This is a genomic window from Clostridium sp. LIBA-8841, assembly GCF_057782475.1.
Window position 1 is genome coordinate 1,809,220 of sequence record NZ_CM173488.1, and the last position, 22,787, is coordinate 1,832,006.

Here is a 22,787-nt window from a genome sequence, read left to right on the forward strand (position 1 = left end):
GCATAGAAAATCTTGATAAAAATCACAAAAATGTAGAATTTTGATAATATGAATAGTATAAGGGAGTATAAATAAGTTTAGATTTTCATTGCTATAAAGATGGGATAGAGCATTGAAATTTAAGCTAAAAATAAAAATATTTATATTATTTTAAATTTATGAAAGGAGGCAATTATCAAGTTTTAAGGAGCTTGATAAAAACTTATGCGAAGCAGAGTTGATAAGGTAAGTAATCGTATAGTTGCTGCTTTAGGAATAAAAAATTTAGATAATAATTTAGAAAATACATTAGTTAATATAATAAATTGTAATCCCAAATATATAGTTTTAGGGTGTAGAGAACTGCCATTTACAGATAAGATCTGGGAAGTATTAAATAATGTTGATTGTCCTAAAATAATTATAAGTCCATTTAATTATATGTTTAGAAATCAAAGAGAAGTTGTCAATGAAATCAAATTCATAGAAAATTTTTCGAAAAATAATATAGGAACAATATTAAATTCAATAAATGAAGCTAACTTTATATTAACAGATAAATTTTGTTATATATCTTCAGGAAGTTTAACCTATAATGGCATAACGAATAATGTTGAACTTTATGAAGCAATGAATTTAAATGATTCTAATTATAAATTATGGAGAGATGAAATACTCGACTTTATAAATCAAGAAGTAGAAAATTATAGAAGTACTTGTCATAAAGAAAAGATTGAATACATTTTAGAAGAGTTAAAAAAGAGGTTAGTTATTAATATTTCAAGTAATCTAGGTGAATTAACTAAAGATTACATTTATATTCTTTTAGATATATTAGAAAATATAGAGAGCTTTACAATGATTGGAACAGATGTTTATCAGTATTTAAATAAGGACTTTGTAGAACTTGTAAAACTTAATAAAAAGTTTTTAACAAAAAGTAATTCCATAAAAGGTGAATTGTTTAAAATGTTATTAAATATTGAGGAAAATAAAGTAGAAGCTAATATAAAAATTTTCAACTGTTTGAGAAATGAGTTCTTAATCCTTATAGAAGAATTAGAGCAATTAAAAAGTTTGAGAGAAGTTAAATATCATAATTCAAATAATCCATGGAGAAATGAAGAAGGAATAATAGCATTTTTATCAGAAAATACTACAGTTAATAACTCTTTAATTAAAGTGTTTTATGAAAATGTTCTTTTAGAACGTTATATATAAAGGAGCAGTGATAAAAATGAATAATAAGAACAATTTAAGTAGGGCTGCCTTAGGAAATTACACAAAAAGTGCAGTAAAGGAGTTTGAAAAAAATATAGTCAATAAAAAGGATTATCTAGAAGAGGTCAAAAAAAATAAATAGAATTTTGTAAGTATTAAATAAACAATAATAAGATATTTATTATTGTTTATTTTTTGCCAAGAATTTCTTATGAGGTATACACTAATATGGGTAAGAATTTTAATAAAGAATATAAGGATTATAAAATTTATTATATACAAGGAAATCCTTCAAAAGGAGAAAAGCATAAATCTTGCTAAATAATAGGAGTATAAAAAGCAGTAGAATTATTCATATCTACTGCTTTAAACTTTTATTTCTTTATAAGTACATTTTTAATTTCTGCTATATAAAGCATGTGGTAATCTTTTTCAGGATACCATCTTTTATCTATTCCATCTTCTAAGAAACATTTAGGATCTAAGTATTGTCCATACAATTTTTTGCATACAAGAACAACTTTTCCTTCTTCAAAATAAGGTGTGTTTTCACATGTATTTAATGTAAGATTTGAATTTGAAATCTTGTCTTCATCTCTTCCAGAAACTTTTCCTAAGTAACCTAATGTCTTTTTATATTCATCATCGAAAAATGTTAAAGAGAAAGTATCAGAATTATCTATAAACTCTTTTGTATAACGCTGAGGTCTTACAACAATGTAAGCAACATCTTTTCCCCACATAACACCAAGACCGCCCCAAGAAGCTGTCATTGTATTAACTTTATCATCTTTCTTTGCTGTTACAAGCATCCAATCTTTTCCGATTAACTTGAAAGGACTTTCTTTTAATTCTTCAGTCTTAATTTCAATGAACTTATCCATAATATTTTCCTCCAATTATTATATAAGTATCTTATAAAATTATATCAAATATTATATTTTAAAAAAACTTTTAGTTTATAATAAATATATAAACAGTTCATTTTTATAATGAAATCTTAAGAAAAGAAGGTAAAAAGATGAAGCATAAGTTTAGCATAGGTGAAGTAAGTAATATGTTTAAGGTTAGCATACATCTTGACATTAGTGTTACCTTAGTGTTTATTATAAAAATAGTACGAGTTTTGACAAGAGGTGATAAAACATGTGGAAGAAACAAATTATGTATCTAAAAATGTTTTTAATAGCCTTAACTTCTATACTATTCTTTGTTTTATTGTTTGGAAAAGAAAATCTTTTTATTGGGTTAGCAGCTGTTATTACAGTTACTGCAATGTTTGGAGAGGATTATACAATAAACCCAATACATCATACACTATATTTTATTGGGGTTGAGCTTTTTGTTGGTTTAGGAGCATATTTTGCAGGACTTACCCCTATTTTAGGTGCTATGGTAACCTTAATTGTATCATTTTTTATATATTTTACATTTACTTATGATACAAAACCTACTAAAGCTTTAGGTTTTATACAATTATATTTATTTTTGTTATATCAACCAGTTACAATTAATGAATTACCAAAAAGAGTACTTGCTTTAATATTTGGCGGTATAGTTATAATGATACTTTATTATATTTTAGCTAGGTATAATTTTAATAATATATTCAATAAATCAATAAATGGATGTATTACTTTGTTAATTACAAATTTAAATGAATTATTAAAAACTGGATATATAGAAAAAGATAACAGTGAAAAGGTAGCTTTAATGATTAAGGAGCTTGAGGTAAAGGTTCATGAAAGATTAGAGTTAGATAAAAAGCAAGTGTATTCCATATATTTTAAAAATTTAATAGTGGTTTTTCTAAAAAGATTAACTAGTCTTTCATCTGAAGTCGTAAAAAGAGAGGTTAATAAGGAACTTATTGAAAAAACTATTGAATTACTTAAAAATGTACAAAACTTTACGGTTAATGGAGATAAGGAAAATTTTAAAAAGATCTTAAATGAATACTACAATTATTTGGATTCATTTAAATTAAGAGATGACTTTGATAGATATAGTTATTATAATGCTAAATTAAGTATAAAAGAATTTTTACAGGGGCTTGATGTAAAGGAAGATGATATTAAAAATTATACAAATGATAATATTAATTTTTTAAAAGCCTCAAAAGCTAATTTACATAAGTTTAGAAAAAATTTAAGCATAAGATCATTAAGATTTAATTTGGCAGTAAAAGCTGCTATAACACTATCTTTTTCAGTGTTTATAGTAAATTATTTTGAAATTTTTCAAGGGAAGTGGGCATTATTCACCATTTCTTTATTATTAATTCCATACGCAGAACAAAGCAATAAGAAAGCAAAGGCAAGAGTTATAGGTACTATAATAGGAGCCATTTTATTTAATATAGTTTTTTATTTTGTTCAATCAAATCTAATATTAATATTTGTTTTTATAGTTATTTGCATATATTTAAGTATGTTCATTGTTCCTTACAAAATAAGATGTATATTCATAACATTAAATGCTTTATTAATGGCAGGATTAATGGATCCATCACATACACCTTATTACGTATTAAGTGAATACAGGGTATTCTTTATTTTAATAGCATCAATAATTGTTGCAATAGTTATGAATTATGTATTTCCTTATAAAATGAAAGATGAAACTAATAAGGCTATAAAGAGATATGTTTATTTAAATGAGGACATATTAGATAGTTTAATAGAGGATGATTCAGATAAAGAAAAATTAGTATTATCTTTTTTTGAAAGTTATAGTATTTGGAAGAAGATAAATTATAATAATAAAGAGATAAAATCAGAGCAGATTCAAGAGTTATTAATATTACAAAATGATTTTGTATCAGATATAAACTTTTTAGTTAAGAGTCCTATGATAAAAAACAATAGAGCTTTATTTAAAAAAAGCTTTGAGGATTTTAAAAATTATATGAAGAAAAAAGATTTTGAAGATTTAGTAATAGAAGATTTAGAAAAGGCAAAAACAGAGGATGAAAGATTAATACTTGTACTACTTTATAAACTTTTTTATGTAGTAAAAGAAATGAAAAAATTAAGTAACTTAATATATTAAGAATAAAAAAAGAGAGTTTTAAACTCTCTTTTTTTATTCTTCTGGTAAAGTTAAGTCACAAGTTGAAAGCATATTAAGTGTTTCATTTACATCATGTTTAACACCAGCAAGTATTACTAAATCATGCTCTTCTAAGATAGTATCAGCATTTGGCATAAATTCATGATCATCTCTTACTATGGAGAAGATTCTACAGCCTGTAGGAAGCTTACAATTCTTTAGAGCTTTACCAATATACCAGTGACTAGTAACAATTACTTCACGTATTATTATTTTTTCATCTTCCTCTACGGTATCATTAGTATCTTCATCAAATACAATAAATTTTTCAAATAGTATTGGGAATAAGATACAAGTTATTACTGTTGTAACCACAAAGGCTGAATAATCAGCTGTATTTATATAACCTAAGTTTAAGGCCATTTGAGCACCTACTATAACTAAGCTAAGTTGAGCTGTTAAAAGCATAGAAGCTGCTAAAAAATTCTTAGTTCCATATTTTTTTCTTAATAAAAGGGACGGTATAAATTTTACTAAGAAGAAAATAAGTATAAATAAAGGTATCTTAGCAATAGATTGTGGATTTTCAAAAACAGCTTTTAAATCAACATTAACACCTACCATTATGAAGAATATAGGAATTAAGAAACCATATCCAACCACATCTAATTGATGAGAGATTTCATCTTTAGCTTTTCCGACTATTAGAGAAAATACCATACCAGCTAAAAATGAGCCTAAAATTATCTCAGAATCAACTTTTTCAGCTACAGCAACTAATACTAAAACAAGAACAAAGGCACCTCTTACGCTAAGGTGAAGATTTTTAAATGCTATTGTTGAGAAATCATGAACTTTAAAAATTATTCTTGCTATAAAGTAAACTATTATGGCCACAGCAAAAATTATTAAGAAAGTAAAGCTTTTAAAAGTAACGCCATTTACTGCAACTGAAGCAACAAAGGTAACACCTATTAAACTTACTAATTGAGTTATTATTCCAAAAACAAGTAAAGTTTGTCCATAGCTACTATTTATAATGTGCTTTGCTTTTAAAATAGGAACAAGTAGACCAGGGGCTGCAGCAGTGAATAATAAGGCGAAGAATAAATAGCCTTGAGAAATTCCTGCAAACTTTAATGTGAAGGATAATAGTATAGAGGTTGTTATTGATACAATAAACATTTTTATACTAGTAAATAGTTTTGAATCCTTTAAAAGTTCTCCTTCTTTAGGTTTAAGCTCATCAAAATCTATGGCAAGACCACTTAAGAACATTAAGTAAGCTAAGCCAAGATTTGATAAAAATAATATCCAAATATCAGGTTTAATTATATTTAAAAAGCTTTTACCTAATAGTATACCTATAAAAATCTCCCCAACTTGATAGGGGATTTTTACTCTTTTTAGTTTTGAAACTAAAAAAGGAGTAAAAAAAGCTACTACAGACAAGATCAATAATGAATCATAATTTATAGTTTCATTCATAAATAAATCCTCTCTTTTCTTTAGTTTTCTATATTAAATTATTAAATTTAAATAGCTAAGTTCATATATAAGGATTTTTTCTCTTGAATCATGTTCATACTTTCTAGGTATTTTTATTTCCTTCTTCAGAGAAAAAGGAGTGTAATTTTCTAAATAGTAGGCATAATCATCAGAAGGGTAATAAAGTATAATATTTACTTGCCTCTCATGATTAGATACAGAATCAAGAATGTTTCCAATAACCTTTATAAATATTTGTTCAGAAAAAGGATTGAAAAAATAAAATTTATTATCCTTTGAGTTTATCTCATATTGTTCTGCAAAGCAATTAATAAAGTTTATTTTATCTATGTTATTTTTATTTTGTGATAAATAAGATTTTTTATTGCTTAAACATTCATTATAAAAAAAGTTATTCATTTCTATTCCAGTGACCTTAGTATTAAAAAAGTAATTGATATAAAAATTCAATCTTCCTTTTCCACATCCAAAATCAATTAATGAATCATCTTCGGAAAATTCATATTGGGAGCAAAGAGCATCTAATACTTCATAGGATGTTGGTTCATACCTGTTATAATGAAGAGATTCATTAAATATTTTTTGTTCACCAGAAGTTTTTATGTTGAGTAATTTTTCAAAGTATTGTTCTTTCATATTGTCCTCTTTCGTAAAATTTTAGTATTTAAATTTACAATTATCAGTATAGTATTTTGTATTAAATAGGGCAAGTTAAAATTTGATAGAAGGAATTCTATGTTAATTGTAAATACTTTATGCAAATTAAACTAAAGAAGAGATAATGGATTTATAGAATAGAAATTTAGTGTTGGTCAATTTTTTATAATTAGATACAATAATAAATGAAAAAAGCTGAATACATAGGAGGAATTTTAATGAAAAGCAATTATCATACACATACATATAGATGTAATCATGCTACTGGAACTATTGAAGATTATGTTAAAGAGGCTATAAAAGCTAATATAGATGAGATTGGAATTTCTGATCATTTACCACATCCAGGTAAGAATATAGATAATTATCATAGAATGGCTTATGAGGATTTAGAAGATTATTTTGGAAAAATAGAAGAGGCAATAAAGAAATATGGAGATAAAATATCAATAAAGAGATCAATGGAATGTGAATATTTTCCTGATTTTGCATGGCTTTATGAAGAATTAAAGGAGAAATATAAGGCTGATTATTTAGCTTTAGGAGTGCACTTTTTTCCTTATAAAGGAGAGTGGGTTTATGTTGGTACAATAGAGTTAACGCCTGAAAGCTTAATGGTTTATGCTGATTTTGTAGTAGAGGCTATTAAAAGTGGATATTTTGATTATCTTGCTCATCCAGATCTTTTTGGAATGACTTATAGAAATTGGGATGAACATGCAGAAGAGGCATCAAAAAGGATTTTAAAAGCTGCTGAAGAGATGGATATGCCTATAGAAATAAATGTAAATGGTATGAGAAAAGATAAGCTTTCTTATAATAATGGGGAAAGATATCAGTATCCAATAAAAGAGTTTTGGGAATTATCTAAAGAATATAATGTAAAAAGAATAATTGGAATAGATGCTCATAATCCTGAAGAAATGTATGACTTAGATATGGGAGCTAACTTTGCAAAGGAACATAATTTAAGTATCATAGATAGATTAGAATTTAATGAAGATTAAAAATAGGGACTGTATCGAAATGATACAGTCCCCATTTTCTCATATAAGTATTATTTATAGGTTGTTCTAGGAGATGGTTCATTAGAGCCATATGGAGTCTTTTCATTGGCTTTATTTTTAATTTTGTCATTGTAATTATGAGAAGTTGGGAAAGTTGAATCTATTCTTTGTTTTTTATTATAATTTTTATTCATAAGGGTATCCTCCTATTTATTGTGAGAAAGTTTTGATCTCTTTGTAAATTTTTTACCGTTTGAATGTGCACCTTTTTTTTGCCCATTTTCAATACCTATTTCAGATCCTGCTTCTGAGTACATTTTTCTTTTTTCAGCATTTGACTTAGGTCTATCTTTTAGTCTATTTTTATTATTATCCAAATTTTGGTACCTCCTTTAACATTTTAGAATTTATTAATAGCTTATCCATTTGAATATTTCATATAACAGGCAAAAAGATTAATTAAATATATTTTTTGGTAAGATATAAAAGGTATTGGAAAATAGCTTTATGGTAAAAGAGAAGAATAAAAAAATAAGTGTATTAAGCTTTAATTTATCTTAATACACTTATTTTTCTATTTAAATTTTATACATGTAGGAGAAGGAACAAATATATCTTTATTTAAAAGTTTAAGTGTTCCATCTGAATTTTTTGAATAAATTGTCAAGTTATCTGATTTTTCATTTGCAACAATCAAAAATTTGTTACATGGACTTATTTCAAAATCTCTAGGAAAATCTCCATAAGAACTATAGTGATTTATAAGAGATAGAGTTCCGTTTTCTTCATTGATTCTAAAGGCAGATATTCCGTTAAAACCTCTATTAGATACATATAAAAATTTACTACATGGACTTATTTTAATAGCAGACCCAAAATTCATACCTCCAAATCCATTAGGAAGTACATGAGTATATTGAATTAGTTTAAAGCCATTTTCTCCTAAATATTTTAATATTATAACTTCAGAGCTGTTTTCACATATAACATATGCAAATTCTCCATTTTTTGAAAACTCTATATGCCTTGGACCACATCCTTTGGTACAGTGAAAGCTTAAGTTTTCTATATAAGTTAGTGTATTGTCTAAATTAATTTCAAAAAGTTCTATTCTATCCATTCCTAGATTTGTAGCACATATAAATTTCTCATCAGGAGTTAAGGTTGCAAAGTGCATTTTCGAATCATCTTTATGAGTAAATACGTTTAAAGAAGTATCTATATCGAATGATTCATTTAAAGAATATGTATTAATTGATTTTTCATGATAATTACTTGAAACAATTATAGGTTTATTAGAAAGTATGTTTATATGGCAAGGTCTTTTTCCTTGAAGTAAACTAGCTCCTGTTAATTTTAATGAATGATCTTCTTCTATGTTAAAAGAAGCAACTCCACCTAAGGTATCTAAAGAAAATGGATTCCCAACTGCATAGAGTTTATTTTTATTTATGCATAAGTAAGCAGGATTACCGAATCTAGCAACTAATGATAAATCTTCAACATTTCCTTTTTCAGTATCTAGAGATAATCTATATATACCTTCACTAGCCCCATTAGTGTAAGTACCTATATATGCAATAGATTTGTTCATTTTTAAAGCCCCCTCTGACTTAATTATATTGTTAAGTTTATATTCTATATTGTATGATATAAGATATATGTTAACAAAATTTATAAATAATATTAAATATTATTTGTTATACCATATAAAAGGGAAATAGTAAAGATTTCAAGGGCTATAAAAGTAGAAAAAAATATAAAAAATTTAATGATTAATTTTTTTTATAGATGGAGGGAAGTAAATGAAGAAGACTATTGGCATATTAGCTCATGTTGATGGAGGAAAAACAACTTTTTCAGAGCAGCTTTTATATCACACTAAGAGTATAAAAAATAGGGGAAGAGTTGATCATAAAAACTCTTATTTAGATAATAATGAAATAGAAAAAGAAAGAGGAATAACAATATATTCTGAAGTTGGAAAATTTTCTATAGAGAATAATGAGTATTACCTTATAGATACTCCAGGACATATAGATTTTTCTCCTGAAATGGAGAGAACAATTAGTATCTTAGATTATGCCATATTAATTATAAGTGCTGTTGAAGGAGTTCAAGGACATAGTGAAACTATATGGGAATTATTAGAGAAGTATGAGGTGCCTACCTTTATTTTTATAAATAAGGTAGATAGAGAAGGTGCTGATGTAAATAATGTTATAAAAGAAATGAAGAACAAGCTAAGTGAAAATATAATTTATTTTGATGAAGAGTTTAATGAGGAATTAAAAGAGGAGACTATAGAGGAAATAGTTGAAAGGGATGAGGAATTATTAAATTCATATTTAGAAGGAGATTTAGATAAAAAACTAATTTTAAATAAGTTAGCAAAGATGATAAAAACTTTAAAGGTATTTCCATGTTTAAGCGGATCTGCCTTATTAGATCAAGGAGTAGAAAATTTTATAAGATGGTTTGATAATCTATCCTTTAGTAATTATAATGATGAATTGACTTCTTTTAAAGGAAGAGTATTTAAAATTAGATATGATGAAAAAGGAAATAGACTAACCTTTATAAAAGCTATGGAAGGATGCTTAAAGACAAAGGAAGAATTAGTTTATTTCAAAGAGGGAGAAGAGATTAGAGATAAGATAAACGAAATTAGAGTTTATAATGGAAATAGGTATGAATTTGTAAATAGAGTAGATGCAGGAGATATATTTGCTGTACTTGGAGTAAAAGATTTAGAGGCAGGAAATGGAATTGATATAGAAGATGTGGTTTCATATGATATGGTTCCTACTTTAAAATCTAAGGTATTATATAGAGAAGAATTAAATCCAAAGGAAGTGCTTTCTTGGTTTAAAATTTTAGAAAGTGAAGATAATAGCTTGAAGGTAACTTGGGATGAGAGATTAAAAGAGATACAGATAAACATTATGGGAAAAGTCCAATTAGAAGTTCTTAAGGAAGTTGTTAAAAATAGATTTAATGAAGAAATTGAATTTGGAATTCCAGAAATATTATATAGAGAAACCTTAAAGGGAGAAGTAATAGGATATGGCCATTTTGAGCCTTTAGGACATTATAGTGAAGTACACTTAAAACTTGAGCCTGGAAAGAGAAATTCAGGAATTGTATTTGAAAATAAGTGTCATACTGATGATCTTACTGTAGGAAATCAAAATCTAATTAGAACTCATATATTTGAATGTGAACATAAAGGTATATTGACAGGATCACCTATTACTGATATTAGAATAACCTTGTTAACAGGAAGAGCTCACAATAAACATACAAGCGGAGGAGACTTTAGAGAAGCTACAAAGAGAGCCTTAAGACAAGGGTTAGAAAGTGGAGAAAACAAACTTTTAGAACCTTATTATAAGTTTAAAATAGATGTAGATATAAACTTGATAGGAAGAGTAATGACCGATATACAAAAAATGAGTGGAGAGTTTAATGAGCCAATTATAAATGGAGAGAGGGCAACTATAACGGGAAGAGGTCCAGTTTCTACATTTATAAATTATGGTATGGACTTTCAATCTTTTACTAAGGGCAAAGGAGGACTTACTCTTAAATTTGAAGGGTATGATTTATGTCATAATGAAGATGAAGTTATTGAAAAGTTTGGTTATGATAAAAATGCAGATATTGATTACACTTCAACATCTATATTTTGTTCAAAAGGACAAGCTTATTTGGTAAAAGGAGAAGAGGCAAAAGAGCATATGCATTGTTTAAGTTAAGTGAAAGTCCAAATTTTTAATTTGCTATCTTGAACTTATGCAATGAAACACAGTGAGAGTGTATTTCTTAATTTAAATTTTAGCCTAAATTAAAATATAGCAATTAGACAAAAGTATAGAGCTTGGTTATAATTTATAGAGAAACTTATATTAAGGTTTAAGAGATTTAAACCTTATGAAGAAACAATAGTATTATTTTAGTAAATAACAATCTATGAGGTGGAGAAATGGAAATAGTAAATATTTATGATGAATATAGAGAAGTAAATAAAAATTATGTGGATTTTATAGAGGAATTAGTAAATAAAAATTTTGAAGGTTTTAGTGAAGACTTTGTAATGAGTAATCTTGAAAAATTTCAAAACGCTATTGGAGATTTAAAGATAAAGGCTGATGAGTTAGAAGTTAATAATGAGAATGTAGACAACTTAAAGGATTTGAAATATCTAATTGTTGATACATTATTTCTGACTTTTGATTTAAATAATTTTTATAAACTTAAAGAGTTTGAAAGGTTTAAAATGAGATTTGCAAATTACGTAAATAAGAGAAGAAGAGATGAGATGCTAAAAGCTTTTTAAAATAAGGCTATGTTTTAGGTGAGTGTTAATTTTTAGCTAGCCCTTCAGACCTACTTAATTTCGCAAAGTAATGCTATCATCTACTTCAGAATAATAGCTAAAGCTTTTAAACTCGCTTCGCTCAAACAGAAAAAGCTTCTTAACGTTATTATTCTTACGTATATGATGCAATACTATATGCTCATTAAGATGGTCTTACAGTTCTATCTAAAAATCAACACTGGCTTAAAATAGAGCATAAAGTAAGGTATAGATTTTTTTAATCTATACCTTGTTTTTTATTTAGAAACACGAGTTAATACAGTATGTTCAGTGCATCCAAGTATTAATGGAACATTTTCAATTTCAATTTCACTAGATTCAAGTCCAAACCATTTTGCTGGAGAAACTGTAAATTTCTTTATGAAAAGTTTAGCTCTAATTATCATTGAGTTCCATGATTTTAGTTTACTTTCTGATGATAAACATTCATTTATAAGAGTAAAGCGGAAATCACCTACTTTTCTATTAGGAAGAGTAGTATATTTTCTGTTTTGAACTTTAATATCACCGTTATCTATTAGCTCACATACTATTTGACGTAAAAATACATTTAGCTTTTGGTTAACTCTAAAACCAAGTTTAAGTTGAACTTTAACCATGTAGTCAGTACCAAATGTATTTACTGTATATTCTGCTGTATAAGGTTCATCAGTAACAACTACATTTACAAACCAATATACATCAGCTCTCTTAGGTCTTTTATCTAATATAGAATACATGATTTTTCTTTCTATTCTTTTAGATTTTTCTGAACTTGTTAAATAAACAAGATTTGTAGCATACTTAGGTCTATCTACGTCATTTTTTAATTCCTCTAATTGTTTTTTATAGTTTTCAATAGGAATGTAGTCTAGTAAACTCATCTTAATATAATGACCTTTTATCCAAATATACATTATGCTTAAAATACATAAAGCTATTAGAACAGATACAAAGCCTCCCTTTTCAAATTTAACTGCACTTGAAATTAGGAATGAAGACTCTAAAGTACCAAAGAAAATTAGTACAACCAATGCAATTGGTCGAGGAGTTTTTTTCATTAATAGGTAATTGAATAAAAGTATTGATGTCATAAGCATTGTTACAGTTATTGATAATCCGTAAGCTGCTTCCATATTATCTGAACTTCTAAAGTATAAAACTATAGCTATACAAGCAATCCAAAGTATTTTATTTATAGCTGGCATATAAATTTGTCCCTTAGAGTTAGATGGATAAAGACATTGTAATCTTGGGAATAAATTTAATTTAATAGCTTCTGAAACTAAGGTATAAGAACCTGAAATTAAAGCTTGAGATGCTATAATAGCAGCTAAGGTTGAAATTATTACTCCAAATATTAAAAGCCAATGAGGCATCATTTGGAAAAATGGATTTAAACTTTCAATTCCATATAACTCAGTGTTATCTTTTTGAGATAATATCCAAGCCGCCTGACCAAAATAATTAAGTAACAAGCAAATTTTAACAAATGGCCAGGTAAAGTAGATATTTTTTCTACCAACATGTCCAAGATCAGAGTATAAAGCCTCGGCTCCAGTGGTTGATAAGAATACTCCTCCAAGTATGAAAAATCCTAAGTGATTGTTAGGACTAAATAAAATCTTTATAGCATAATAAGGTGATAGAGCTTTTAAAAGATATAAATTCCCTGACATATTTGCAATACCTAATATAGCTAAAAAGCAAAACCAAATAAACATAACTGGCCCAAAAATTTTGCCTACGATTTCTGTACCAAAATGTTGAATAAAGAATAAAACAGTTATTATTACTATTACTATAATTATAATTATATCTTGGTTACTTCCAAAAATGCGATTGAAGCTAGGTAAAACATTTAATCCCTCAATAGAAGAGGTAACAGTTACTGCAGGGGTTAGCATTCCATCTGCTAATAAAGCAGAGCCACCTATCATAGCTGGTATAATAAGCCACTTAGCACGACGACGTACTAAGGTATAAAGAGAGAAAATACCACCTTCTCCTTTATTATCAGCTTTTAAGGTTATAAGAACATACTTTATTGTTGTTAATAAAGTCATTGTCCAGAAAATAAGTGATAATACTCCAAGTATAAAATCAGGAGTAACACTTGCTAATCCACCATTACCATTTATTATTGATTTCATAACATAAAGAGGAGAAGTTCCAATATCACCATAAACAACTCCTAAGGCTATTAAAAAGCTTCCTAATGTAATTTTCTTAATAGAACTCTTATTAGTACTCATATTTATTCTTCCTTTAATCTGATAAGTTTAATTTATTTAATTGTTATAATATTGATAAAATATTAATGTGTACACAAAAAATTTAAATATAATAAAAATTATACTAGCACCATTAGGAATATCTGTAAAGGAATTAGTGAAAAAGAAATGAAATATATTTTATTAAAACTTTTACATAGAAAGTTTGTTAAAAAAAACATAGGATTTTTATAAAAAATGCAATAAATTTATAAAAGGTAGAGAAATATATGGAAAAAAAGCAAAAATAGAGAGAAAGAATAGTGTTTTAATATTCCTTCTCTCTATTTTTTATTAATGATTAAATTTTATCTTGTAGTTGTTGGTGGAGTAAATACTCTTGCTGCTAATTCATCATCCATCATATATAAAGCAGCTGGGTTACCTTCAGATCTTCTAACTTTCTTTAATAATGAGTGGAAGTTATTTTCTTCTTCAACTTGTTCATCAATAAACCATTGAAGTAAACTCATAGTTGCATGTTCTTTTTCTTCAAAAGCAACATCAGCAAGTTCGTAAATTCTACGAGTTACTAATTGTTCATGTTCATATCCTTTTTCAAAAGCTTCGATTATATTATCAAAGTTGAATTTAGGTTTATCTATTTGTTCTAATTCAACAACTCCGTTTTTTTGGAATATATAATCATAAAATTTCATTGCATGGAATAATTCTTCCTGAGCTTGAACTCTGAAAAAGTTAGCAAAACCACTTAAATCAACTGATTCAGCATAAGCAGCCATAGCTAAATAAGTGTATGATGAGTAGAATTCAAAGTTAACTTGTTCATTAAGTTTTTTTAATAAATTTTCACTTAACATATATGTACACCTTCTTCTTTATTATTATTGCTATAAAAATATTTTAGTATTAAAAAGAAAATTAATCAAACTAATATATAAATATTATTAATTAAAATTATAATTCTATTAATAATAGATAGTGGTTTCTTCGAATTGCTTTACCATGCTTGAATTTATGTAAGTTTTTCTTCTGATGGAAGCAATCCCATATGTTTTTTATAGATTTTTGAAAAGTAAGATAAATTATTAAAACCACTTCTATAAGCACTTTCAGATATAGTATATCCATTGTAAAGAATTAAATTTCGAGCATTAAGGCATCGAATGTGATTTATATAGTCTAATAAGGTTTTTCCTGTAACTTCTTTAAATGTACGACAAGTATAATACTTACTAAAGGAAACATGATTGCATATATCATCAATTGAAATTGAATTCATATAATTTTCTTTTAAATAAGCTATTATTTCCTTTACCATGATTATTTTATTATTATCTTTTACTTTTATATATTGATTCTTATGGTCAATATGGTTTCTGTGAAGATGAATTAAAATTTGAAGTATATTTGATTTTATAAACTCTTTGAAGAATTCCTTTTTTTCAAGTAATTCAGAGTTTATTTCTTCTATTTTTGTCCTCAAAAATTCATCTTTAATCAAATTTTTAAAGCTGAAATCATCAAAGTATTTCTTATTATAGTTAAACATGCTTTTATCTATAATAAGACAATAATATTTACATGAATCAGAATATGTTTCTATTGAGTGTAGTTCATTTGAATTTATTATTACAATATCTTTAGAAGTAGCATTAAATATTTTATTATTACAGCTTATTTTTGCTGTTCCTTCTAAAAAATAAAGAAGTTCTATGCTTTCATGATAATGCATAATAAAGTTAGGTCTGTTTTTATTTAAAATATCACAATGAAATATTACAGGGAAGTTAGGATCTTTATGAACATGATTTTCATATATATAATTACTCATAATCTCTCCTCTTAAAAAGCAATATTATATCAAAAAATAGCAAAATGATTACTTAAATAAAGAAAATAATTTTATATAATTATAGTAAACATTTAAATAGTTTAATATCATTATGAATAATTTTAGAGTTAAAGTAAAGTTTTAGTTTGTATTAGGGGGAAGAGTAATGCATTTAATACCAAGACCAAAAAGTATAGTTGAAAAAGAGGGAAATTTCCTTATTGAAAGAGATACAGAGATTGTATTAAGTAGTGAATTATCTTTTGATGAGCTTAATTTAGCTATTATGATTCAAAAAGAAGTAGAAAAAAGCTTAGGATTTAAGCTTAATATAAATAAATTGTTTATGAATAAGGATTACAACAATGTAATAATTCTTAAAAAAGCTAATCTTTTAAATGAGGAAGCATATAAATTAGATATTAATGAAGATCAAGTAATAATAGAGGGAAATGGTACTGGAATATTTTATGGAGGACAAACATTTAGACAAATTATAAGAGAATTTGGAGCATGGTTACCTAGTATTTCAATAGAAGATGCTCCATATTTTAAGCATCGTGGATTTTATCATGATGTTACAAGAGGAAAAGTACCAACATTAGAAACATTAAAAGATTTAGTTGATAAAGCGGCCTTCTATAAAATAAACCAACTTCAATTATATATAGAGCATACTTTTGCATTTAAGGGAATGAGTGAGGTATGGATGGATAAGGATCCATTAACAGCAGAGGAAATATTAATTTTAGATAAATATTGCAAAGAAAGACATGTGGAACTTGTACCATCATTATCAACCTTTGGTCATCTTTATGAAGCTTTAAGAAGTAAATCTTTTAGAGAACTTTGTGAATTAGAAATAGCAGATGAAGAATATTCATTTGTTGATAGAATGGCACATCATACTTTAGATGTAACTAATGAGAAAAGTTTAGAATTTATTGAATCAATGCTTTTAGAGTTCATTCCTTTATTTAGCTCAGATAAGTTTAATATTTGTTGTGATGAAACCTTTGATTTAGGAAAGGGAAAAAGCAAAGAATATGCTGAAAAGTTAGGTGTAGGGAAAATATATACGGAGTTTTTAAATAAGGTATATAACATTGTAAAAGGCTTTAATAAAAAGGTTATGTTTTGGGGTGATATAATAGTTGGATACCCAGAACTTTTAAGTGACATACCAGAAGATTTAATTTGTTTAACTTGGAATTATCATCCAGAAGCTAATGATATAGCTACAAAAATCATAGCAGATTATAATAAAGTACAATATGTTTGTCCAGGTGTAGGTGGATGGAATATGATGATGAATCTTATAGAAGGTTCTTTTAGTAATATAAGAAGGATGGTTTCTCATGGAAGAAAGTATGGTGCTATAGGGGTTTTAAACACAAATTGGGGTGACTATGGAAATGTTAATTTACTAGCTAATTCAGTGCCATCTATGATTTATGGAGGAGCTATTTCTTGGAACCCAGATGAGGGAGATTTTGATGAGATGTTCAAATCCATATCTTTTATGGAATTTGGAGATAAATCTATGAAAGTAGTTTCTTTAATGGATAAGCTTTCTAAAAATCAAGTTGCTGGATGGGGAGAACTTGTTAGATGGAAAGAAAAATTCAATAAAAGAGAAGAGACTAGAGAAGAAATAAAAAATATAGATTCTTTAAAGCTTTTTGAAGGATATAAAGTTGCTTCAGAAGTTAGACAAGAGTTTATCAAGATTCTTAGGAATGTTGATGATAAAGAGGCTATGCAAAGCTTTATTGTATCTTCAAAAGGATGGGAGCTTATAAATGAATTCTTTATGATATTACTTGAAAAAGAGTTTAATAAGGAGTGCTTAGTAGTTATAGATAAAGAGAAATTAGCAAAAGAGTTAGAGTTTTGGTTTTATGATTACACATCAATTTGGAGAAAATATAATAAAGAAAGTGAGATAAACAGAATAAGAGAAGTTATAGTATATATGTGTTCTTATTTAAGAGGATAAATTGAATTTTTAAGGGCTAAACAAATATAAATTTAAGGAGTATAATATATTATTATAAAGTAATATTTACTTTGTTGATAACTTTGTTTTATATTAAGAAAGATGAAAGAAGGTAATAATTATGAATTATTGGCAAATATCAGCAGAGATAGGTAACACAAATTTGATAGATATATTCTTTGATTTAGGTGTAGCGATTGTTGGGCCTGGAGATAAGGGAGATTATTTTGACAATAAAGAAGAGTATGCATCTCTTGGCAAAGAAGGAGTATTAATACAAAGGTTTGCTGAAGAAGTTAAGGTTGGAGATGTACTTATATTAAAACAGGTAAGTTCAGGAGATGGAAGTTTCACTATTGTAGCGGCTGGTAAAGTAACAAGCCCTTATAGATTTGAACCTATATTCAATAAAGTTGGATTAGATGAGTTACCAATGCAACATTGTAGAAGAGTAAGGTGGTATATTCCTACAGATGGACTAGTAATAGATAAAGAAGGATTTAGTATTGGTTTACAGAAGCTTAAGGATGATAGTCCATTAAAAATAAAAGCTCAAGAGTTTATAGCAGAATTAAAAGATAAAGAGTAAAAGATTTAATATTTAAAATGCATCAGTTATTTAACTGATGCATTTAGTTTTTTTCTTTTTTAAGTAATCATATTTATTTCATTAATTTATTTCAGGCTATCAAAGTAGTCTAAAGAGTCTATATCATTTACTTGAAGTATTTTATCAGCTAACCATTTATCATCTTTTCTTACAAATCTCCAGAATTCTTCAAAAGAATGGGCATTTAAAGGGTCGCCGTCAATTATCTTAAGGTTTTCTTCATTAATAGTATAGTCAACCATTTTAGCATTTAATAATACCCAAATAAAATCGTCCCTATTTTTATTGTCTTCAACGGCTAATATAGGAGTTACTTTATTTAGTTTTATTCTATCTAATATATTTTTTTCTTTCCTTAAAAGCATCCAATTCATTTTTGTAGTATGAGTTTTATAAAAATTATCTGTCATTAAATGTTTTATAGAAGAATAATCCCTATTCATCCAAGCTTCTTGAATTAGAGGAAATGCATCTTCGATTTGGATTTCTATTTCGTAGAAATTCCAAGCGGGATTTTCAATTTCAAAATCTTTTAAGGCAGAAAGAGTCTCTCTTTTCCTAGAATAAAGCTTGAATTTAGATACTGTACCATTCTTAAAGAAAATGAAGTGTATTCCTAGAAACATGGTTATTCCTAGAAAACTAATTTCATTTTCATATGGAGAGTTATGATTTCCTCCTGAGGAACTACTTGAAGAAGAACTACCTCCACCACCACCTCCGCCTCCACCACCTCCGCCTCCACCGCCACCACCAGCACGACAAAGAACAGTGGTAGCTGGGATTAAAAAGATTAAGAGTAACAATATAATTAAAAATTTTCTTGTATTTTTCATTTGAAATCCTCCGAAATTTTTTATAAGTTAATAATTACTACAACATTTAACAAAATCCTTCTTTTTTATTAAATATTAAAATATTGTTATTCGATTAAATAAAATATTAACAAGAAAATAATATTAATGTTTAAAAATTTTCTTTTTTACATTTCTTATAAAAATCAAAAAGGAACACTAGCTCAAGCTAGTGTTCCTTTTTAGTTAAGTTATGAAAGTATAATAAGTTTTTAATTATGGTATAATGAAGCATTTACTAATCTTTTTGCTTAGGTATTAATCTTACTCTAAATATAAGTGCTTTAAGTGCTTTCCAATCAAATGGAATAAGTGGATATAAATAAGAATCTCCAGTTAGAGTTTTATTGGTTGCAATTAAGACTATACCAAGTATTAATCCTGCAATAAATCCAATAATATTAAATAAGCTTGTTAATATAAGCAGGAAGGTTCTTAAAAATTTAAATGCATAGCTAAGTTCCAAACTAGGTTGAGAAAAGCTACCAAGTGTAACTATGGCCATGTATAATATTGTTTGAGGTAAGAACCAACCAGTATCTACTGCAAACTGGCCTAGAATTAATCCTCCTATAACAGATAAGGACATACCTAGAGCATTAGGGGTATTTAATGATGCTAGTTTTAATCCATCTACAGCAACCTCAAGAAGTAAAAACTGAAATATTAATGGTACTTTATATCCTTCATCAGGCAGTAAAAATATTAAGTAATCTGGTAATCTATCCGCATTTTGAACTAAAAGTAAATAAAGTGGTGTAATAAAAATTGTAGATATTAATATAAAATTTCTTAAAAAACGAACAAAGTTACCTGTTATTACTGGAAGATAATAATCATCTACATCCTGTATGAAATCAAATATGGTAGTTGGCAATATTATAACAGAAGGAGAGTTATCTATTATAACAACTATTTTACCTTCCATTATATGAGCAGCAGCAATATCAGGTCTCTCTGTATACCTAACTTTTGGAAAGGGATTATACCATGATGCATTTGCAATGGACTCTACAAGGCTTTGCTCACTCATGGTCAATGCTTGAATATTTAAGTTAGAAAATTTTTTTCTTATCATATTAAGAGTTTTTTTATCCACAACTTCATCTAAAAAAGAGATTACAACATCTGTTTTTGAAACATTTCCTATTGAGATCATTTCAAAAGTTAACCTTGGATCTCTAATCCTTCTTCTTATTAAGGCTGTATTAAAGACAATTGTTTCTACAAAACCATCCCTAGATCCCCTTAGGACCTTTTCTGTTTCAGGTTCTTGTACTCCTCTAATCGGGTAAGTTCTAAGGTCAATCATAATTGCACTAGAGAAGTCCTCTAAAATTAAAGCTGTCTGTCCACTGAGAACTTGAGAAACTATATTTTTTATAGAAGTTTCTTCAGCAACCTCTACATAAGGGATTTGTCTTTTAATAAAATCCTTAGGTGATTTTATTAAACTCATTTCAGTTTTGCTTAATGAGAAAAAATCACTCATTATTAGTTCCATTATGTCATCTTTCACAAAGCCATCAATGTAATACATAGTTGCCTTTTTATCACCTATAATTATGGAACGTTCAATCATATCAAAAGTTTTTCCAACTCTTAAGACTTTAGACAAAGTATTTATATTTTTATCAAAATTTGATGTTAATTCCAAAAAAATTCCTCCTTAGTAAACAATATAAATTTATTATTTCAAAGGAGCATAAATAATATTCCTATAATTAAGTTATGGGATTAAATATAAAAGCTTGTTTAATAAGCTTTAGTTATTTATTAGAAAGGTCTTATGATATATTTAATAATCAACTTTAATTAAAATATAGATGAATATGAAACTTTATGAGCTAATAAAAAATGCATGGTTTATTTTAAACCATGCATTTAAAAACTTTATAGATGTACTTGTATTAGTAAAAGTATAGCTGCAAAAGCAGTTATAATACCCATAAGAGGCATAATGAATTTCAACCATTTATCATATGTAACATGAACCATAGCAAGGGTTGCTAAAATTAAACCAGTTGGTGTTATAAAGGATATCAAACCTTGACCAAATTGGTAAGCACTAACTATAACATCTCTTGGTAATCCAACTGTATCTGCAAGTGGTGCCATAATCGGAATTGATAAAACTGCAAGACCAGAAGATGATGGAATAAAGAAACCTAAAATTATGAATATTACAAGCATTAATAATATAAAGATGTTGCTATTCATACCTTGAACTCCATTTGAGAATATATAAAGTAAAGTATCAGATATTTTACCATTTTCAAGTATTAAGTTAATAGATCTTGCAACACCAATAACTAATGCAACTCCCACAAGTTCAGAGGCACCAGCTATAAAGCTATAAACGAATTTTTTCTCACCAAGACCTGAGATGAATCCTAAGATTATTCCAACTACAAGGAATAGAGCAGTCATTTCTATAAAACCCCATCCTTTAGCAGAAACACCATAAACCAGTATTATAAAGGAAGCAGCAAATATTAGGAGCATAAGTTTTAATCTCCAAGTGAATTTTGGAACATCTTTAGCTGATTCATGAAGAAATACAGCATTTATTTCATCTTTTTGATCATATATAAGTGATTTTGAAGGATCATTTTTAATTTTACGAGCATATCTAAGTATATAAACTATAGTTATTATTGTAGCTAAAATTAACCCTATCATCCTAAAACTAAGGCCTTCTTTAAAGCTTATCCCTGCTGCAGTTGAGGCTATTACAGAAGAAAATGGGTTTACTGTTGAGAACATTGTTCCTATTGAAGAACCCATATATATTGTTGCTATACATACTATAGCATCATAACCAGAGGCCAGGAATATTGGGAGTAGTATAGGATAAAGAGCAATGGTTTCTTCTGCCAATCCAAAAGTAGTACCACCAAGAGAAATAAGCACTGATAATAATATTATAAGTATATATTCCTTCCCTTTAGTTATTTTAGAAAGACTAGCAATTCCAGCATTAAATGCTCCTGTAGTATTTAATACTCCTATTACTCCACCAATTATTAGAACAAACATAATTATATCTATTGTATCGTAAGTTCCTTGAATAGGTGCTTCTATTATTTGAACAATACCCTGAGGACTTTGGGTAACCTTTTCATAGGTATTAGGTATAGCTATAGGTTTGTTTATACTTCCATCAGTAAACTTATCTAAGCTTATTTTTATTCCAAGGCCATCTAAAGTGCTTTGAGTTGCAGCTTCCTTAGAACTTTTCCCCTGGGGATTAGTAATAACAAAGGTATTTTCAGCTTCGTTGTAGGATAATTTTGAGTATGATCCTGCTGGAATTAAGTATGTTAAAATGGCAGATAAAATTAAGACGATGAATAGCACTGTAAAGGCTGTCGGGAATGTAAATTTTTTCTTTTTACTCATTTGTTTTCCTCCTCCTATATTTTTTTATAGTATTAAACTTTGTTTTTAGTATTATATTATATTATTTTTA

20 protein-coding genes are annotated in these 22,787 nt (G+C 27.1%); 8 read left to right on the forward strand and 12 right to left on the reverse strand.

From position 1 onward, the window contains the following. The first annotated feature begins 204 nt into the window (after positions 1-204). Positions 205-1,200 (forward strand): hypothetical protein, encoded by a 996-nt coding sequence (locus tag AC2A4K_RS07930; RefSeq protein WP_322503483.1) that lies wholly within the window; start codon positions 205-207, stop codon positions 1,198-1,200. 16 nt (positions 1,201-1,216) lie between these two features. Next, complete coding sequence (locus tag AC2A4K_RS07935) at positions 1,217-1,342, forward strand: hypothetical protein (protein ID WP_322503482.1); 126 nt, start codon at positions 1,217-1,219, stop codon at positions 1,340-1,342. Between the two features lie 232 nt (positions 1,343-1,574). On the opposite strand, the gene AC2A4K_RS07940 is transcribed toward AC2A4K_RS07935, so the two are convergent. After that, on the reverse strand, positions 1,575-2,084 hold the full coding sequence (locus tag AC2A4K_RS07940; RefSeq protein ID WP_322503481.1) for a flavin reductase: 510 nt from the start codon (positions 2,082-2,084) through the stop codon (positions 1,575-1,577). A gap of 262 nt (positions 2,085-2,346) precedes the next feature. Between AC2A4K_RS07940 and AC2A4K_RS07945 the strand changes: the two genes are divergently transcribed. Then, the gene (locus tag AC2A4K_RS07945) at positions 2,347-4,251 is read left to right on the forward strand and encodes an FUSC family protein (protein WP_322503480.1); all 1,905 of its coding nucleotides are present in this window, start codon (positions 2,347-2,349) and stop codon (positions 4,249-4,251) included. A 33-nt stretch (positions 4,252-4,284) separates the two neighbouring features. On the opposite strand, the gene AC2A4K_RS07950 is transcribed toward AC2A4K_RS07945, so the two are convergent. Next, positions 4,285-5,739 carry a cation:proton antiporter gene (locus tag AC2A4K_RS07950; protein ID WP_322503479.1) on the reverse strand — a complete coding sequence of 485 codons (1,455 nt, stop codon included), beginning with the start codon at positions 5,737-5,739 and terminating at the stop codon, positions 4,285-4,287. Positions 5,740-5,772: 33 nt separating this feature from the next. Continuing rightward, on the reverse strand, positions 5,773-6,396 hold the full coding sequence (locus tag AC2A4K_RS07955; RefSeq protein WP_322503478.1) for a methyltransferase: 624 nt from the start codon (positions 6,394-6,396) through the stop codon (positions 5,773-5,775). A gap of 239 nt (positions 6,397-6,635) precedes the next feature. Here AC2A4K_RS07955 and AC2A4K_RS07960 point away from each other — a divergent pair, with 239 nt between their 5' ends. Beyond that, positions 6,636-7,424, forward strand: coding sequence for a histidinol-phosphatase (locus tag AC2A4K_RS07960; RefSeq protein ID WP_322503477.1), 789 nt, complete (start codon positions 6,636-6,638; stop codon positions 7,422-7,424). Between the two features lie 50 nt (positions 7,425-7,474). On the opposite strand, the gene AC2A4K_RS07965 is transcribed toward AC2A4K_RS07960, so the two are convergent. From AC2A4K_RS07965 to AC2A4K_RS07975, 3 genes are all read right to left on the reverse strand, one after another. Beyond that, a complete protein-coding gene (locus AC2A4K_RS07965; protein ID WP_322503476.1) occupies positions 7,475-7,618 on the reverse strand; it encodes a hypothetical protein in 144 nt (47 codons plus the stop codon). A 12-nt stretch (positions 7,619-7,630) separates the two neighbouring features. Continuing rightward, a complete protein-coding gene (locus AC2A4K_RS07970; protein WP_322503475.1) occupies positions 7,631-7,801 on the reverse strand; it encodes a hypothetical protein in 171 nt (56 codons plus the stop codon). A 197-nt stretch (positions 7,802-7,998) separates the two neighbouring features. Next, on the reverse strand, positions 7,999-9,018 hold the full coding sequence (locus AC2A4K_RS07975) for a lactonase family protein (protein ID WP_322503474.1): 1,020 nt from the start codon (positions 9,016-9,018) through the stop codon (positions 7,999-8,001). Positions 9,019-9,229: 211 nt separating this feature from the next. On the opposite strand from AC2A4K_RS07975, the gene AC2A4K_RS07980 reads away from it, so the two are divergent. Continuing rightward, on the forward strand, positions 9,230-11,182 hold the full coding sequence (locus AC2A4K_RS07980) for a translation factor GTPase family protein (RefSeq protein WP_322503473.1): 1,953 nt from the start codon (positions 9,230-9,232) through the stop codon (positions 11,180-11,182). A 227-nt stretch (positions 11,183-11,409) separates the two neighbouring features. Then, entirely contained in the window at positions 11,410-11,763 is a 354-nt protein-coding gene (locus tag AC2A4K_RS07985; protein ID WP_322503472.1) for a hypothetical protein, read from the forward strand. A gap of 278 nt (positions 11,764-12,041) precedes the next feature. Here the strand turns inward: AC2A4K_RS07985 and AC2A4K_RS07990 are convergent, their stop codons facing one another. From AC2A4K_RS07990 to AC2A4K_RS08000, 3 genes are all read right to left on the reverse strand, one after another. After that, positions 12,042-14,039, reverse strand: a complete 1,998-nt coding sequence (locus AC2A4K_RS07990) for a KUP/HAK/KT family potassium transporter (protein ID WP_322503471.1) — start codon at positions 14,037-14,039, stop codon at positions 12,042-12,044. 326 nt (positions 14,040-14,365) lie between these two features. Further along, positions 14,366-14,878 carry a ferritin gene (locus AC2A4K_RS07995; protein ID WP_322503470.1) on the reverse strand — a complete coding sequence of 171 codons (513 nt, stop codon included), beginning with the start codon at positions 14,876-14,878 and terminating at the stop codon, positions 14,366-14,368. 155 nt (positions 14,879-15,033) lie between these two features. Further along, positions 15,034-15,852 carry an AraC family transcriptional regulator gene (locus AC2A4K_RS08000; RefSeq protein WP_322503469.1) on the reverse strand — a complete coding sequence of 273 codons (819 nt, stop codon included), beginning with the start codon at positions 15,850-15,852 and terminating at the stop codon, positions 15,034-15,036. 166 nt (positions 15,853-16,018) lie between these two features. Between AC2A4K_RS08000 and AC2A4K_RS08005 the strand changes: the two genes are divergently transcribed. Together AC2A4K_RS08005 and AC2A4K_RS08010 are read left to right on the forward strand one after the other, a co-directional pair. Beyond that, complete coding sequence (locus AC2A4K_RS08005) at positions 16,019-17,851, forward strand: beta-N-acetylhexosaminidase (RefSeq protein ID WP_322503468.1); 1,833 nt, start codon at positions 16,019-16,021, stop codon at positions 17,849-17,851. 121 nt (positions 17,852-17,972) lie between these two features. Continuing rightward, positions 17,973-18,440 carry a hypothetical protein gene (locus AC2A4K_RS08010; RefSeq protein WP_322503467.1) on the forward strand — a complete coding sequence of 156 codons (468 nt, stop codon included), beginning with the start codon at positions 17,973-17,975 and terminating at the stop codon, positions 18,438-18,440. Between the two features lie 86 nt (positions 18,441-18,526). On the opposite strand, the gene AC2A4K_RS08015 is transcribed toward AC2A4K_RS08010, so the two are convergent. The 3 genes from AC2A4K_RS08015 to AC2A4K_RS08025 form a co-directional block, all read right to left on the reverse strand. Then, the gene (locus tag AC2A4K_RS08015) at positions 18,527-19,297 is read right to left on the reverse strand and encodes a Tim44 domain-containing protein (RefSeq protein WP_322503466.1); all 771 of its coding nucleotides are present in this window, start codon (positions 19,295-19,297) and stop codon (positions 18,527-18,529) included. A 256-nt stretch (positions 19,298-19,553) separates the two neighbouring features. Beyond that, the gene (locus AC2A4K_RS08020; RefSeq protein ID WP_322503465.1) at positions 19,554-20,972 is read right to left on the reverse strand and encodes a spore germination protein; all 1,419 of its coding nucleotides are present in this window, start codon (positions 20,970-20,972) and stop codon (positions 19,554-19,556) included. Positions 20,973-21,208: 236 nt separating this feature from the next. Then, positions 21,209-22,717 carry a YfcC family protein gene (locus tag AC2A4K_RS08025; protein ID WP_322503464.1) on the reverse strand — a complete coding sequence of 503 codons (1,509 nt, stop codon included), beginning with the start codon at positions 22,715-22,717 and terminating at the stop codon, positions 21,209-21,211. Between the last annotated feature and the right edge of the window lie 70 nt (positions 22,718-22,787).